The following is a 15,285-nucleotide window of genomic DNA, read 5'->3' on the forward strand; positions in this document are numbered from 1 at the left end:
TCTCCTAACTGAGGGTCATAACTTCGGTGCAGGCAAAGGTCAACGCCGGATCGCGGTCGGTGAAGTAGCCGCCGACCTCGGCCCAGTCGCCGTCGGCGGCGTGCCAGGTCCGCTCGACGGCCGGGGCGGCGATCAGGGCCACCATGCCGCCGTGCACGACAAAGAGCTGGCCGCTGATGTGATCGGCGGCCGGCGAAGCCAGGTAGGCGACGAACGGCGCGACGTGCTGGGGGGAAAGGGGATCCTCGCCTTCGGGCGCGTCGCCGAAGACGCCGGCGGTCATGGCCGTGCGGGCGCGGGGGCAGATCGCGTTGGCCTTCACGCCGTAGCGGGCCATGCCGCGGGCGGTGGCCAGGGTCAGCGCGACGATGCCGGCCTTGGCGGCGGCGTAGTTGGGCTGGCCCGCGGAGCCGAGCAGGAAGGCCTCGGAGGAGGTGTTGACCACCCGGCCGTACACCGGCTTGCCGTCCTGTTTGGACTGCTGTCGCCAGTAGGCCGAGGCGTTGCGGGACAGCAGGAAGTGGCCGCGCAGGTGCACGCGGATCACCGTGTCCCACTCGTCGTCGGACATGGTGAACAGCATCCGGTCGCGCAGCACGCCGGCGTTGTTCACCACGATGTGCAGGCCGCCCAGGCCTTCCACCGCCGCCTGCACGAGGGCGTCGGCGGTGGAGCGGTCGGCCACGTCGCCGGGCACGATCTCCGCTTTACCGCCAAGGGCCTCGATCTCGGCCAGCACACCGGACGCGTCGGCGACGTCGCCGAGCACCACCGACGCCCCGGCCGCGGCCAGCGCGAGCGCCTCGGCCCGGCCAAGGCCGGCCGCCGCGCCGGTGACGATCGCGACCTTGCCGTCCAGCTTCGGGCCGTTCAGATCCACGAGCGTCACTCCCCGTCGAGTTCACCCACGCACCGTCATCCCGCTCACACTAGAATCTGTTCTCGTTCCGGGCAAGACCGATCAGCCGGTCACGCGCAGCGCGTAACGCGGGCAGCCGGCCACCGCGACCGCCACCCGCCGGGCCAGCTCGTCGCCCTGCGGCGGCTGGTGGATCACCAGCTCGTCGTTGTTGTCCAGCTCGAATACCTCGGGCGCGGCCGCGGCGCACAGCCCGTTGGCCTCGCACAGGTCCCGATCGACTTCCACCGCCACGGGGGCCTCCCGTCCGTCCGCAGGAACGCGGTTCACGGTAACACCGTGCTACGGTTACTAGAACACGTTCCACCTCGCCGAGCCGGGAGGCCGGATGCGGATCGCGTACACCCCCGAGCAGGAGCGGCTGCGCGCCGAACTGCGGGCCTACTTCGCGGAGCTGATGACGCCCGAGCGGCGGGAGGCGCTGACCACCGCCGGTGGCGAGTACGGCGACGGCCTCGCGTACAAGGAAGTCGTCGCCCAGCTGGGCCGGGACGGCTGGCTGGTGATCGGCTGGCCGCGCGAGCACGGCGGCCAGGACCGGTCCATGCTGGAGCAGCTGATCTTCCTGGACGAGGCGGCGGCGGCCGGCGTGCCGGTGCCGTTCCTGACCCTCAACACCATCGGCCCGACGATCATGCGGTACGGCACGCCCGAGCAGAAGGCCCGGTTCCTGCCCCGGATCGCCGCCGGCGAACTGCACTTCGCCATCGGCTACTCCGAGCCAGGGGCCGGCACCGACCTGGCGTCGCTGCGGACCAGGGCGGTCCGCGACGGCGACGACTACGTGATCAACGGCCAGAAGATGTGGACCAGCCTCATCCAGTACGCCGACTACGTGTGGCTGGCCGCCCGCACCGATCCGGACGCGGTGAAGCACAAGGGATTGAGCATCCTCATCGTGCCCACCGACGCCGAGGGCTTCAGCTGGACGCCGGTGCACACCATGGCCGGGCCGACCACCAGCGCCACGTACTACCAGGACGTGCGGGTGCCGGCGACCGCCCTGGTCGGCGAGGAGCACCGGGGCTGGCCGCTGATCACCAACCAGCTCAACCACGAGCGGGTCGCGCTGACCTCGGCCGCGCCCGTGCTGACCGCGCTGCACGAGGTGATCGCCTGGGCCCAGCGCACCAAGCTGCCCGACGGCAACCGGGTGATCGACCAGGAATGGGTGCGGCTGCACCTGGCCCGCGTGCACGCCAAGGCCGAGTTCCTCAAGCTGATGAACTGGCGGATCGCCTGGGGTGTCGAGCAGTCGCCCAGCCCGGCCGACGCGTCGGCGACCAAGGTCTACGGCACCGAGTTCGCCACCGAGGCCTACCGGCTGCTGATGGAGGTGCTCGGCACGAATGCCGTGGTGCGCCAGGGATCGGCCGGCGCGCTGCTGCACGGGCGGATCGAGCGGATGCATCGGTCGTCACTGATCCTGACGTTCGGCGGCGGCACCAACGAGGTGCAGCGGGACATCATCGCCGCGGTGGGCCTCGGCCTGCCCGTCGGCCGGCGCTGAGGGGGAACCTCCGGTGGACTTCGAGTTGTCGCAAGTGCAGCGGGATCTCGCCACGATGGTGCGTGATCATCCACAGTGGACTGACTTGGCGGCCTCCGGCGTGTTGGCCGCCGCCCTGCCGGAATCGGCCGGCGGCAACGGTTTCGGACTGTTGGAGCAGTGCAGCGTGCTGGTCGAACTCGGCCGTGCCGTCTCGCCGGCGCCGTACCTGCCCTCGATCGTGCAGGCGGCGGCGACAGTGGCCCGGTTCGGCACGGCCGAGCACGTCGACCGCTGGGTGCGGCCGACACTGACCGGGTCGACCACGCTGTCGGTCGCCTTGTCCGAAGAGAACAACGACGATCCCCTCACCCCGGTTACGCGCGCAGCCCAGATTTCCGGCACCTGGCGCCTGTCCGGCACGAAAACGCTTGTCCCGCCGGCCGATCTCTACCTCGTGCCGGCCACCACCCCCGACGGCCTGCGGCTGTTCCTGGTCGAATCCGGCCAGGTCTGCGCGCAGCCCCAGGAACTCGTCGACGGGGACACCGTCCAGCTCGACCTGGCCGACGTCTCCGTCGGCGAGGCCGACGTCCTCGACGGCGCCGCCGTCCAGTACGCGCTGCACCGGGGCATCATCGGGCTGTGCGCGCTGCAACTCGGGGTGGTGGAACGGGCCCTGGAGATGACCACCGAGCACGCCCGGACACGGCAGCAGTTCGACCGGCCCATCGGCAGCTTCCAGGCGGTGTCGCAACGTCTCGCCGACGCGTACATCCAGGTCGAGGCCGTCCGGTTGACGCTGTGGCAAGCCGCCTGGCGGCTGAGCGAGGGGCTACCCTGCGAGACCGAGCTGGCCACCGCCAAGTTCTGGGCCGCCGAGGCCGGACACTACGTCGGCCACACGGCCGTGCACATCCATGGCGGAATGGGAATCGACGTCAGCCATCCGCTGCACCGGTACTTCACGGCGGCCAAGCGGGTGGAGTTCGCGCTGGGCGGGGCTACCACCCACCTCCGGCACCTCGGAGCGGCCCTGGCCACGACGCCGGTGTAAGGGTTGCGGGCGGTCGAAGCGGGGAATGGACCCGCACAGCCGGGAGTCGCTGGCCCGGCTGGCGGAGTGGGTCAGCGGAGCTTGTCCAGGCGCGTGAGGGTGTCGTCGAACTCTCGCAGGAGATCGGCCATGACGGCGGCGACGGGGCGGATCTCGTTCATCCGGCCGACGATCTGCCCGACGGGCATGGAGACGACGGTGGGATCGCCGGAGCGCATGATGCGTTGGTGGGCGTCGGCGACGAGCAGGTTCTGCAGGGGCATGGGCAGCGGCGCGGGGGCGTCGGGCTGGGCCCAGGCCTCGGTCCATCGGGTTTTGAGCAGCCGAGCCGGTTTGCCGGTGTAGATGCGGCTGCGGACGGTGTCGGAGGAGCCGGCGGCCAGCAGCGCGGCCTGGGTGGCGGAGGCGGGCAGCCCCTCGGAGTACTCGGAGGTGGTCAGCCAGCACGAGCCGAGCCAGCCGCCGGACGCGCCGAGGGCGAGGGCGGCGGCGAGTTGGCGGCCGCTGCCGATGCCGCCGGCGGCGAGCACGGGCACATCGACGGCGTCGACGATCTCGGGCACGAGCACCATGCTGGCGATCTCGCCGGTGTGGCCGCCGGCCTCATATCCTTGCGCCACAACGATGTCGACGCCGTTGGCCACGTGCCGCCGGGCGTGCTCGGCCTTGCCGGCCAGGGCCGCGACGGGGATGTCGTGCCGGTGGGCCAGCTCGATCACGTCGACGGGCGGCGAGCCCAGGGCGTTGGCGATGAGCCGGATCGGGTGTCGCAGGGCAACGTCCACATGGGACCGTGCCACCGAGTGCAGCCAGCCCAGCACCCCGGAACCGTGGGAGTCGAGCGGGGGAACGCCGAGCTCGGTCAGGGTCCGCTCGACGAACTCCCGATGCTCCAGGGGAATCAGCGCGTCCAGGTCGACGGCGGCGCCCTCGGTGGGGATCTTGGCCGGCATCACGACGTCCACGCCGTAGGGCCGGCCGTCGGTGTGCTCGTCCATCCAGGTCAGGGCCTCGTCCAGCTCGCCGGGGTCGTTGAACCGGACGCAGCCGAGCACCCCGAGCCCACCGGCCCGGCTGATCGCCGCGGCGACGTGTTCGGACGGCGTGAAGCCGAAAATCGGGTACTCGATGCCGAAGCGATCACACAGGTCCGTGCGCACGGGTGCCTCCCAGCCCGGCGGTGGTCCGCACCTCGACGGTCGGCGCCCGGTCGGCGACGAGCGCCTGCGCCCACCGGTAGTCGGGTTTGCCGCTGGGCAGCCGGCTGATCTCGTCGACCACCCAGATGCTGCGCGGCACCTTGTAGCCGGCGATCTGCTGCCGGGCGTGGGCGTCGAGCTCCTCGTACGACAGCGTCCGCCCGTCCCGGGCCTGCACGACGGCGCCGACCCGCTGCCCGAGCCGCTCGTCGGGCACGCCGATCACCAGCGCGTCGAAGACGTCCGGGTGCGATTTGAGCACGCCCTCCACCTCCTCGGGGAACACCTTCTCCCCCGCGGTGTTGACGCACATGTTGCCGCGCCCCAACAGGGTCACGGTGCCGTCTTCCTCCAGCCGGGCGAAATCCCCCGGCACGGCATAGCGTTTGCCGTCGACCTCGGTGAACAGGGCGGCCGACTTGGCCGCGTCCTTGTAGTAGCCGAGTGGGAGATGGCCGCCGCGGGCCAGTTTGCCGATCACGCCGGGCGGGGCCGGGCGGCCGTCGTCACCGAGCACGATGCTGTCCGGATCGGCCTTGACCCGCGGGCCGCCGGACTGCGGCGCGCCGCTCTGCACGACGCCGATGCCGGTGAACCCGGTCTCGGACGCGCCGATGGCGTCGGTGATCACCGTGTTCGGGAACGCGGCCACGTACTGTTCCTTGACCGCCTTGGAGAACAGGGCCGCGCTGCTGGAGATCGCCGCCAGCGAGGACGCGTCGTAGTCACCGTCCCGATAGGACTCGATCAGCGGCCGCGCCATCGCGTCACCGACGATCATCATCACCTGCACCTTGTGCCGCTCGACCGCCCGCCAGACCTGGTCGGCGTCGAACTGCGGCAGCAGCACCACGGTGCTGCCGGTGAACAGCGCGCCGAACACGCCCCACTGGGCGGCGCCGTGGATCATCGGCGGGGCGCACAGCCGGACCAGCCCGTAGGCCTGGCCTTGGCGGGCCTGCTGCCATTCGTCCTCGATCGGCACGCCGGTGAGGAAGTCGATGCCGCCGCCCAGGACGCGCCACACGTCCTCCTGCCGCCACAGCACGCCCTTGGGATGGCCGGTGGTGCCGCCGGTGTAGAGGATGTAGATGTCGTCCGGGCTGCGTTCCGGGAAGTCCCGGGCCGGGCTGGCTTCGGCCAGCGCCGCCTCGTACTCGACGGCGGAGTAGGACACGTTCTCGTTCGCGCCGTCCTCGGTGTAGACCACATGCCGCAGCCGGGGCACCTCCGGCAGGACGTCGGCCACCAGCGGCGCGTAGCGGCGCTCGTGCACCAGGGCCACGAGGTCGGAGTTGTCGAACACGTAGCGCAGCTCGGCGCGCGTGTACCGGTAGTTGATGTTGATGGCGACCGCCCGCAGCTTGTACGCCGCGAGCATGCTTTCCACCATCTCAATGGAATTCCGTGAGTAGACACCGACGTGGTCGCCCGGTCCGACGCCGTTCGCGGCGAGGTGGTTGGCCAGCCGGTTGGCGCGCTCGTCCAACTGCGCGTAGCTGACCTGGCGCTCGCCGCAGATCACCGCGGCGCGCTCGGGGACGAGATCGGCTGCGTGCTCCACGAGGTCTGCGATGTTGAGGGCCACCCCTGCAAACTAGAACGTGTTACTGTTTTGGGCAATCCCCTGGGAGGCTTGATGACCGCGACGCAGGAGTCCGAGCACTGCCTGGTAGACCAACGAGGCGCGGTCCTCGTGGTGACGATGAACCGCCCGGAGGCGCGCAACGCCCTGTCCGGCCCGATGATGGCGATCATGCGCGAGGCCTGGGACCGGGTCGATTCGGACGACAGCGTCCGGGCCTGCGTGCTCACCGGGGCCGGCGGCGCGTTCTGCGCCGGCGCCGACCTCAAGGCCATGACCTCAAGCCATCCCGGCGACTCGTTCTCCGGCGGCGGCTGGGACCTGTCGGTGATCGAGCCGCTGCTCAAGGGCCGCCGCCTGACCAAGCCGCTGATCGCCGCGGTCGAGGGCCCGGCCATCGCCGGCGGCACCGAGATCCTCCAGGCCACCGACATCCGGGTGGCCGGCGAGAGCGCGCGCTTCGGCGTGTCCGAGGCCCGCTGGGGCCTGTTCCCGCTCGGCGGCTCCGCCGTGCGGCTGCCCCGCCAGATCCCCTACACCGTCGCCGCCGACCTCCTCCTGACCGGCCGGCACATCACCGCCGCCGAAGCCCTGAGCTACGGCTTGATCGGTCATGTTGTGCCCGACGGACAAGCGCTGGCCAAGGCCTTGGAGCTGGCCGACATGATCGCCGCCAACGGCCCGCTGGCCGTGCGGGCCATCCTGCGCACCATCCGCGAGACCGAGGCTATGCCCGAGAACGAGGCCTTCGCCATCGAGGCCCAGCTCGGCATGCGAGTCTTCCTCAGCGACGATGCCAAGGAGGGCCCCGCCGCCTTCGCCGCCAAACGCAAGCCCGCCTTCAAAGGCCGCTGACCAACCCCCGCGAGCGGGGGTTCAGGCCGACTGTCGGCAACCTCGCGGCGCGGGCGCACGAGACACGACTGCGCCCGGCCTGCCCCCAGCGGCGGCTCGGCCCGGCCTCAGATGGCGCGTTCCTGGTTCTGCCAGTACGGGTCGCGCAGGCGGCGCTTGTAGAGCTTGCCGTTGGGGTCGCGGGGGAGCTCGGCGACGTAGTCGACGGTGCGGGGGAGCTTGAACTTGGCCAGGCGGGAGGCGGCGAAGGCGAGGAGCTCCTCGGTGAGTTCCGGGGAGCCGATGACGCCGTCGGCGGGTTGGACGACGGCCTTGATCTCCTCGCCCCAGTCGGGGTGGGGAATGCCGAACACGGCGACGTCGGCGACTTTGGGGTGGCAGGCGAGCTCGCCCTCGATCTCGGCCGGGTAGACGTTGACGCCGCCGGAGATGATCATGTCGGCCTTGCGGTCGCGCAGGAACAGGTAGCCGTCCTCGTCCAGATAGCCGACGTCACCGAGGGTGAACAGGTCGCGCACGCGGGCGGCGTCGGTCTTGGCCTTGTCGCGGTAGTACTCGAAGGTGGACGTGCCCATCCGCATGTACACGGTGCCGACCTCGCCGGCGGGCAGCTCGGAGCCGTCGTCGCCGAGGACCTTGACCACGGAGCCGGGCCACGGCAGGCCGACGGAGCCGGGTTTGCGCAGCCAGTCGGAGGCCTCGATGACGGTCCCGCCGCCCTCGGTGGCGGCGTAGTACTCGGTGACGACCGGCCCCCACCACTCGATCATCCGCCGCTTGACCTCCAGCGGACACGGGGCCGCGCCGTGAATGGCGGCCCGCAGGGAGGAGACGTCGAACGAGGACCGCACGTCCTCGGGCAGCGCCAGCAGGCGGCGGAACTGGGTGGGCACCATGTGGCTGTGGGTGACCCGGTGCTTCTCGATCAGCCGCAGCATCTCGGCGGCGTCCCACCGGTCCATCAACACCGTCTTGTGTCCGAATTGGACGGACAGGGCGACGAAGTTCAGCACCGCCGTGTGATACAGCGGCGAGCCGCACAGGTGCACGTGCCCGTCGAACGGCTTGAGGTCGAAGATGCCGAAGAACCAGACGCCGGCGGCCGGCAGCTCGTCCGGGTCGGCCCCGGTGAGCGCCCGGCGCACGCCCTTGGGCCGGCCGGTGGTGCCGGAGGTGTAGAGCATCGGCGCGCCGGCGGTGCGGATGTCGGGCCGGCCAACGGGTTCGCCGGCCCCCAACTCGGACAGCGGCCGGAAGCCGGGGATCTCGCCGACGGCGAAGCGGGCATCGGCCGGCAGCGACTCCCCCGCCACCACGGCGGTGTCGGCGAACCGCTGCGAGGCAACGAAGGCCTTGGCCCCGGAGTCGGCGACGAGGTAGGCGACCTCGGGCCCGACCAGGTGCCAGTTCACCGGCACGATGTACAGACCGGTCTGCATGGCGGCGAAGTACATGGCCAGCAGGTCGGATCCGTTGGGCAGCAACACCACCACGCTGTCGCCGGGCCGCAGGCCCATGGCCTGCAGCCCCCGCCCGTACCGGTCCGCCGCGGCCGCCAGCTCGCCGTAGCCGACCTCTCCGCCGTCGGGGTCGACGACAGCCGTCAACCCGGGTTCCGCAGCCGCGATGTTCCACAGTCCAGGCGCCGTCATACACCTCAATCTAGAACGTGTTCCACTTCGCCGACAAGGGTCGCGGACAGCTGGTCGACCTGGGCCGTGCTCGCACAGCCGACCAGCAGGGTGGTCACGCCGGCCCGCTCCATCTCGGCGACCCGACTCCGCACCTGCTCGGCGTTGCCGATCACGGCCACGTCCTCGACCAGGGCGTCCGGCACCTCGGCCGCCGCCTCCGCCTTGCGGCCGGCCCGGAACAGCTCGCCGATGGCGGCCACCTGATCCGGATAGCCCATCCGACTGAAGACGTCGGCGTGGAAGTTCATGCCGGCCGCGCCCATGCCGCCGATGTACAAGGCCAGCACGGGTTTCATCGCCTGTACGGCCGCCACCCGGTCGTCGGTGAGCACGATCTGGCAGCTGGCCACGATCTCGAACTCCTCGCGGGAGCGCCGCGCACCCGGCCGCGCGAAGCCCTCGGCCAGCCATTCGTCGTACATCGGGGCCAGCCGGGGCGTGTAGTAGATGGCCAGCCAGCCGTCGGCGATCTCCGCGGTCAGCGCCACGTTCCTGGGCCCCTCCGCGCCCAGCATGATCGGCACGTCCGGGCGCAGCGGATGGGCTATCGACTTCAGCGGCTTGCCCAGCCCGAGCGCGCCGGGCCCCTGGTACGGCAGCGGATAGTGCCGGCCGTTGTTGACCACCGGCGCCTCGCGGGCCAGCACCTGCCGCACGATCGACACGTATTCCCTGGTCCGCGCCAGCGGCTGGGCGAAGGGCTGGCCGTACCAGCCCTCGACCACCTGTGGGCCGGACACGCCCAGGCCCAGGATGAATCGTCCACCGCTGAGCCGGTCCAGGGTCAGGGCGTGCATGGCGCACGCCGCCGGCGTGCGGGCCGACATCTGGACCACCGAGGTGCCCAGGCGCAGCCGTGACGTGCGGGAACCCCACCAGGCCAGCGGGGTGAACGCGTCCGAGCCCCACGCCTCGGCCGCGAACACCGAGTCGAAGCCGCCGCGTTCCGCCGCGGCGACCAGCTCCGGGGTGTTCGGGGCCGGCACGGGGGTCCAGTAGCCGAGTTGCAGTCCAAGCCTCATGGCTTCATCTTGCCGCAAAAACGAGAACGTGTTTCACTTCGAAGGTGACGATCAGCTCGGAACCGTTGAGCGCCCCGCTGGACGTGGGCTTCGACTACACCCGCTCGCTCGGGCCGGTGCTGGGCCGGTTCGCCACGGGTCTGCGCGAGCACCGGATCGCCGGCGTCCGCGGTTCGGACGGCCGCGTGCTGGCGCCGCCGGCCGAGTACGACCCGGTGACCGCCGAGAAGCTGACCGAGTTCGTCGACGTCGCCGCCGAAGGCGTCGTGCAGACCTGGTCGTGGAACCCGCAACCGCTTGCGGGGCAACCACTTGCGCACGCGTTCGCCTGGGCGCTGGTCAAGCTGGACGGGGCCGACACCGGCATGCTGCACGCCGTCGACGCCGGCTCACCGGACCGGATGAGCACCGGGATGCGGGTCCGGGTGCGCTGGGCGGCCGAGCCGGTCGGCAGCATCCGAGACATCGAATGCTTCGAACCCCTTGACTCGGAACCGGTTCAGCGCAAGCCGGTCGGCGGTGACGCCGTGACGATGCTGACCACGCCCATCCATCTCCGCTACCAGCACACCGCTTCGCCGGAGGAGAGCCGCTACCTGCGGGGGCTGGCCGAGGGCCGGCTGCTCGGCCAGCGCTGCCCGGCCTGCGGCAAGGTCTACATCCCGCCGCGCGGCTCCTGCCCCACCGACGGCGTCCCGACCGAGGACGAGGTCGAACTGCCCGACCACGGCGTGGTCACCACCTTCTGCGTGGTCAACGTGCCGTTCCTGGGGCAGCGGATCAAGCCGCCCTACGTCGCCGCGTACATCCTGTTGGAGGGCGCGGACATTCCGTTCCAGCACCTGGTCCTGGGCTGCGCCGCCGACGAGGTCCGGATGGGCCTGCGGGTGCGCGCGCACTGGCGGCCGCGCGAGCAGTGGGGCACCACGCTGGAGAACATCGACCACTTCGAGCCGACCGGCGAGCCGGACGCGCCCTACGAGTCGTTCGCCCAACATCTCTAGGAGGCCCTCGTGAGCGAGGTGGCGGTCGTCGGCTTCGCGCAGGCCCCGAACGTGCGCCGCACATCCGGCACCACCAACGGCGTCGAGATGCTGGTGCCGGTGTTCCACCGGCTGCTCGCCGACACCGGCCTGGCCAAGCAGGACATCGGGTTCTGGTGCTCGGGATCGTCGGACTACCTGGCCGGGCGGGCGTTCTCGTTCATCGCGGCGGTCGACGCCATCGGCGCCTTCCCGCCGATCATGGAGTCGCACGTGGAGATGGACGCCGCGTGGGCGCTGTACGAGGCGTGGGTGAAGATCCGCACCGGCGAGGTCGAGACCGCGCTGGTGTACGGCTTCGGCAAGTCCTCGGCCGGCGAGCTGCGGCGGGTGCTGGCCATGCAGATGGATCCCTACCTGGTGACGCCACTGTGGCCGGATTCCGTTGGTGTTGCTGGACTTCAGGCCCGGTTGGGGATCGACGCCGGGTTGTGGACCGAGGCCGACATGGCCGAGGTGGCGGCGGCCAGCCGCCGGGCCGCACTGTCCAATCCGGACGCTCAGCTGGCCGGCGAGACGACCGCCGATGAGCTGCTGAAACAGCCGTATCTCGCGGATCCGTTGCGAGCCCACGACTGCGCGCCGATCACCGACGGCGCGGCGGCGATCATCCTGGCGTCGGGCGACCGGGCCCGGGACCTGTGCGAGCGGCCGGCGTGGATCACCGGCTTCGAGCACCGCGTCGACACTCCCCTGCTGGGCGCGCGGGATCTGACCACCTCGCCATCGACGATCGCGGCGGCCAAGGCGGCCGGCGTGGACGGCGTGCAGGTGGCCGAGCTGCACGCGCCGTTCACCCACCAGGAAATCCTGCTGCGCCAGGCATTCGGGCTGGGCGAGGAGGTGCGGGTCAACCCGTCCGGCGGCGCGCTGGCCGGGCACCCGATGTTCGCCGCCGGCCTGGTCCGCATCGGGGCCGCGGCGGGCGAGATCACCGCCGGCCGGGCCGACAAGGCGCTGGCCCACGCGACCAGCGGCCCGCTGCTGCAACAGAATCTCGTGTGCGTGCTGGAGGGACGCTGATGGGCGCGCAACTCGCGGCCGTGATCGGAACCGGTCAGACCCACCACACCGCCAAACGCCTGGACGTGTCCATGGCCGGCCTGTGCCGGGAGGCGATCGACCGGGCGATGGCCGACGCCGGGACCGACTGGGCCGACATCGACGCCGTGGTGCTGGGCAAGGCCCCGGACCTGTTCGAGGGCGTCATGATGCCCGAGCTGTTCCTGGCCGACGCGCTCGGCGCGACCGGGAAACCGTTGCTGCGCGTGCACACCGCCGGGTCGGTCGGCGGCTCCACCGGCAACGTGGCGGCCAGCCTGGTGCAGTCGGGCGTGCACCGCCGGGTGCTGGCGGTGGCGTTCGAGAAGCAGTCCGAGTCCAACGCCATGTGGGCGCTGTCGGTCATGCCCCCGTTCCACATGCCGGTCGGCGCCGGGGCGGGCGGCTACTTCGCGCCGCACGTGCGGTCCTACATCCGGCGGTCCGGCGCGCCCAACCACGTCGGCGCGATCGTGGCCGCCAAGGACCGCCGCAACGGCGCGCTCAATCCGTACGCGCATCTGCGGCAGGCCGATATCACGGTGGAATCGGTGCAGGCGTCGAAGATGCTGTGGGACCCGATCCGCTACGACGAAACGTGTCCGTCCTCGGACGGCGCGGCCGCGGTGGTGATCGCCGACGAGCAGACGGCCAAGGGCCGCCCGGCGGCGTGGATCCACGCCACGGCGATGCGGACCGAGCCGACCACGTTCGCCGGCCGCGACCAGGTCAGCCCGCAGGCCGGCAAGGACGCGGCGGCGGCGCTGTGGAAGCAGGCCGGGATCAAGGACCCGGTGTCCGAAGTGGACGTCGCCGAGATCTACGTGCCGTTCTCGTGGTTCGAGCCGATGTGGTTGGAGAACCTCGGTTTCACCGAGGAGGGCCAGGGCTGGAAGTTCACCGAGGCCGGCGAGACCGCGATCGGCGGGCGGCTGCCGGTGAACCCGTCCGGCGGCGTGCTGTCGTCCAATCCGATCGGCGCGTCCGGGCTGCTGCGCTATGCCGAGGCCGCGATGCAGGTGCTGGGCCGGGCCGGCGAGCACCAGGTGGACGGCGCGCGGGTCGCCCTGGGCCACGCCTACGGCGGCGGCTCGCAGTACTTCTCGCTCTGGGTGGTCGGATCGGAAAGGCCGGGTGCGCGGTGAAGTTCACGCTTGCGGTGGCGATGAATCCGCTGGACCAGCTGGTGGAGCTGGCCAAGACGGCCGAGGAGTGCGGCTTCGCCTCGGTCGCGCTGCCGGATTCCCTGTTCTACTCGGAAAAGGTGTCCGCCGACTATCCGTACACTCCGGACGGCTCACGGTTCTGGAACGCCGACACGCCGTGGGTGGACCCGCTGATCGCGGCGGCGGCGATGGGCACCGCCACCAGCACGATCCGCTTCTACACCCAGGTGCTCAAGCTCGGCTCCCGCAATCCGGTGCTGCTGGCCCGGCAGGTGGGCTCGGTGGCCAACCTGACGAACGACCGCTTCGGGCTGGGCGTCGGCCTGGGCTGGTCGCCGGAGGAATTCGCCTGGTGCGGCACGGAATACGCGCACCGGGGGCCGCGGTGCGACGAGATGATCGAGGTGCTGCAACTGATCCTGGCCGGCGGCATGGTCGACTACCACGGCAGGTTCTACGACTTCGACAAGCTCCAGATCAGCCCCGCACCTCGACAGCCGGTGCCGATCTACGTTGGCGGCCACACCGAGGCCGGACTGCGCCGCGCGGCGCGGGTCGGCGACGGCTGGACCTCGGCGATGATCAAGTTCGACGACCTGCGGCAGGTCATCGACCGCCTGGCCGAGCTGCGGGCCGAGTGCGGGCGGGCCGACGAGCCGTTCGAGATCCAGTCGGTGTGCATCGACAAGTTCGGCGTGGACGGCTATCGGGACCTGTTCGAGGCCGGCGTCACCGACGTGATCGTGATGCCGTGGATGAACTACGGCATCGGCTTCGACGGCGAACTCGAGGCCAAGCAGGACGCCATCCGGCGCTTCACCCACGACGTGATCGAGCGGGTGACGGCATGATCGACTGGCGGGCGTCCACTGTGGAGCATCCGGCCCGGCTGGCCTCCTGGCGGTCGATGGAGGCGGTGGTGGCCGGGGCCAAGGAGAAGTGGATCTCCCTGTTCGCCCTGGACGGCAGCGTTGAGGACCCGGTGGGGCCCTCCCCGTTCGACCCCGACGGCCGCGGGCACCACGGCCACGAGGCCATCGGGGCCTTCTGGGACAAGGCGATCGCGCTGGCCGAGGGCTTCGACTTCACCATGGTCGACTCGTACGCCAACGGCCTGGAGTGCGCCAACGTCGGCACCATCACGATCCACCTGCCCGGCGACAACGTGATGGACACCGACGGCGTGTTCGTCTACCGGATCGGCGAGGACGGCCTGATCCGCTCGGTCCGGGCGCACTGGGAGATGGACCGCGCGATGAAAACCCTACGCGCCAAGGCCTAGCGCCCGGATCGCCCACGGCAGCGCGACCTCCAGCTGCGCGCGCTGCACCTCGCGGATGCCCGGCGCGCCCGGCACCGGCGGCAGCCCCGCGTACTTGGCGAAGAAGCCGGCCACCACCGCGGTCAGCTCCGGCGCCACCCGCTCCAGCGGCGGGCCGCCCTCGGACACCATGCTGGGCATGAGGAAGGCGATGTCGACCTCGGGATTGCCCAGGCTGGCGTGGTTCCAGTCGACAAACAGCGTGCGGTCGGCGTCAAAACACAGGTTGTCACTGCGGACGTCCAGGTGCAGCAGGCGATCCCCCTTGACCGGCGCGGCATCGGCGGCGGCCAGCAGCGTCGGCAACGCCCGCTCCAGCCACGCCGAGTCGCACATTCCCAGCGACAGAAAGGGTTCCGGGTCCTCCGCCACCTCACGCCAGCCGCCAGCCACCCACTCGGCGTCCAGCGGCGTGAGCCCGTCCGGGACCGGCTGCTCGCCGATCTCGACGATGGTGTCCACGACCCGACGCGCCCGCTCCGGCGTCCACGGCGGCGGCCAGACCGCGTGGGACAGGTCCTCCAGCACCAGGATCGGCTCGTCCCCGCCGTCGTCGTCCCAGCCCAGCATCGCCGGCATGAAAGTGCCCCGCACCTGCCGGTAGATCGGCAGTTCGGCGCGGATGCAGCCGGCGGTGTGCTCGTTCACGCCCTGCTTGGCGAACACCGTTGTGCCGTCGGACAGTTCCACGATCATCCGCCGCGCCGGCGTGTAACCCCGACCGGCGAACGGCGTCGCGCGGACGACCGGTCTCCCGATCGCCCGCGCGAGCCGTTCCGTCACCATGAATCCAGGCTACCGAGGCGCGACACCGATTTTGTCCACGACGGCGACGCGCACCGAGGAGGACCGTGCCGGCCCGGGCGGCGTCCATCAGCCGGGCCACGGCCGCAT

The 15,285-nt window shown here is 71.1% G+C and carries 15 protein-coding genes; 8 read left to right on the forward strand and 7 right to left on the reverse strand.

Going from position 1 to position 15,285, the window contains the following annotated elements:
- Nucleotides 1-4 precede the first annotated feature (4 nt).
- Nucleotides 5-880: a 3-oxoacyl-ACP reductase gene (locus ACIG5F_RS15895; RefSeq protein WP_396518424.1), complete on the reverse strand. Its 876-nt coding sequence runs from the start codon at nucleotides 878-880 to the stop codon at nucleotides 5-7.
- An 81-nt stretch (nucleotides 881-961) separates the two neighbouring features.
- Nucleotides 962-1,153, reverse strand: coding sequence for a ferredoxin (locus ACIG5F_RS15900; RefSeq protein WP_396518425.1), 192 nt, complete (start codon nucleotides 1,151-1,153; stop codon nucleotides 962-964).
- Between the two features lie 94 nt (nucleotides 1,154-1,247).
- Between ACIG5F_RS15900 and ACIG5F_RS15905 the strand changes: the two genes are divergently transcribed.
- A complete protein-coding gene (locus ACIG5F_RS15905; RefSeq protein ID WP_396518426.1) occupies nucleotides 1,248-2,429 on the forward strand; it encodes an acyl-CoA dehydrogenase family protein in 1,182 nt (393 codons plus the stop codon).
- A gap of 13 nt (nucleotides 2,430-2,442) precedes the next feature.
- Entirely contained in the window at nucleotides 2,443-3,465 is a 1,023-nt protein-coding gene (locus ACIG5F_RS15910) for an acyl-CoA dehydrogenase family protein (protein ID WP_396518427.1), read from the forward strand.
- A gap of 71 nt (nucleotides 3,466-3,536) precedes the next feature.
- Here ACIG5F_RS15910 and ACIG5F_RS15915 read toward each other — a convergent pair whose 3' ends face one another.
- Together ACIG5F_RS15915 and ACIG5F_RS15920 are read right to left on the reverse strand one after the other, a co-directional pair.
- Nucleotides 3,537-4,625, reverse strand: coding sequence for an NAD(P)H-dependent flavin oxidoreductase (locus tag ACIG5F_RS15915; protein ID WP_396518428.1), 1,089 nt, complete (start codon nucleotides 4,623-4,625; stop codon nucleotides 3,537-3,539).
- Complete coding sequence (locus ACIG5F_RS15920) at nucleotides 4,606-6,252, reverse strand: acyl-CoA synthetase (RefSeq protein WP_396518429.1); 1,647 nt, start codon at nucleotides 6,250-6,252, stop codon at nucleotides 4,606-4,608. The genes ACIG5F_RS15915 and ACIG5F_RS15920 overlap by 20 nt, the downstream gene beginning before the upstream one ends.
- A gap of 51 nt (nucleotides 6,253-6,303) precedes the next feature.
- Between ACIG5F_RS15920 and ACIG5F_RS15925 the strand changes: the two genes are divergently transcribed.
- On the forward strand, nucleotides 6,304-7,104 hold the full coding sequence (locus tag ACIG5F_RS15925) for a crotonase/enoyl-CoA hydratase family protein (protein ID WP_396518430.1): 801 nt from the start codon (nucleotides 6,304-6,306) through the stop codon (nucleotides 7,102-7,104).
- A gap of 107 nt (nucleotides 7,105-7,211) precedes the next feature.
- Here the strand turns inward: ACIG5F_RS15925 and ACIG5F_RS15930 are convergent, their stop codons facing one another.
- Nucleotides 7,212-8,756: an acyl-CoA synthetase gene (locus tag ACIG5F_RS15930; RefSeq protein ID WP_396518431.1), complete on the reverse strand. Its 1,545-nt coding sequence runs from the start codon at nucleotides 8,754-8,756 to the stop codon at nucleotides 7,212-7,214.
- A 5-nt stretch (nucleotides 8,757-8,761) separates the two neighbouring features.
- Complete coding sequence (locus tag ACIG5F_RS15935) at nucleotides 8,762-9,820, reverse strand: LLM class F420-dependent oxidoreductase (RefSeq protein WP_396518432.1); 1,059 nt, start codon at nucleotides 9,818-9,820, stop codon at nucleotides 8,762-8,764.
- Nucleotides 9,821-9,864: 44 nt separating this feature from the next.
- On the opposite strand from ACIG5F_RS15935, the gene ACIG5F_RS15940 reads away from it, so the two are divergent.
- From ACIG5F_RS15940 to ACIG5F_RS15960, 5 genes are read left to right on the forward strand one after another with little or no spacing between them, the layout of a single operon-like run.
- On the forward strand, nucleotides 9,865-10,824 hold the full coding sequence (locus ACIG5F_RS15940; RefSeq protein ID WP_396518433.1) for a Zn-ribbon domain-containing OB-fold protein: 960 nt from the start codon (nucleotides 9,865-9,867) through the stop codon (nucleotides 10,822-10,824).
- A gap of 9 nt (nucleotides 10,825-10,833) precedes the next feature.
- Nucleotides 10,834-11,886, forward strand: a complete 1,053-nt coding sequence (locus ACIG5F_RS15945) for a thiolase domain-containing protein (RefSeq protein WP_396518434.1) — start codon at nucleotides 10,834-10,836, stop codon at nucleotides 11,884-11,886.
- Entirely contained in the window at nucleotides 11,886-13,049 is a 1,164-nt protein-coding gene (locus tag ACIG5F_RS15950) for a thiolase domain-containing protein (protein WP_396518435.1), read from the forward strand. Before ACIG5F_RS15945 ends, ACIG5F_RS15950 begins: the two co-directional genes overlap by 1 nt.
- Complete coding sequence (locus ACIG5F_RS15955; RefSeq protein ID WP_396518436.1) at nucleotides 13,046-13,921, forward strand: TIGR03619 family F420-dependent LLM class oxidoreductase; 876 nt, start codon at nucleotides 13,046-13,048, stop codon at nucleotides 13,919-13,921. Before ACIG5F_RS15950 ends, ACIG5F_RS15955 begins: the two co-directional genes overlap by 4 nt.
- Nucleotides 13,918-14,352, forward strand: a complete 435-nt coding sequence (locus tag ACIG5F_RS15960) for a nuclear transport factor 2 family protein (protein WP_396518437.1) — start codon at nucleotides 13,918-13,920, stop codon at nucleotides 14,350-14,352. Before ACIG5F_RS15955 ends, ACIG5F_RS15960 begins: the two co-directional genes overlap by 4 nt.
- On the opposite strand, the gene ACIG5F_RS15965 is transcribed toward ACIG5F_RS15960, so the two are convergent.
- Entirely contained in the window at nucleotides 14,335-15,177 is an 843-nt protein-coding gene (locus ACIG5F_RS15965) for a phosphotransferase (protein ID WP_396518438.1), read from the reverse strand. The genes ACIG5F_RS15960 and ACIG5F_RS15965 overlap by 18 nt on opposite strands.
- Nucleotides 15,178-15,285: the final 108 nt, after the last annotated feature.

The sequence above is a fragment of the Kutzneria sp. NPDC052558 genome (assembly GCF_044547355.1).
Taxonomy (GTDB): Bacteria; Actinomycetota; Actinomycetes; order Mycobacteriales; family Pseudonocardiaceae; genus Kutzneria.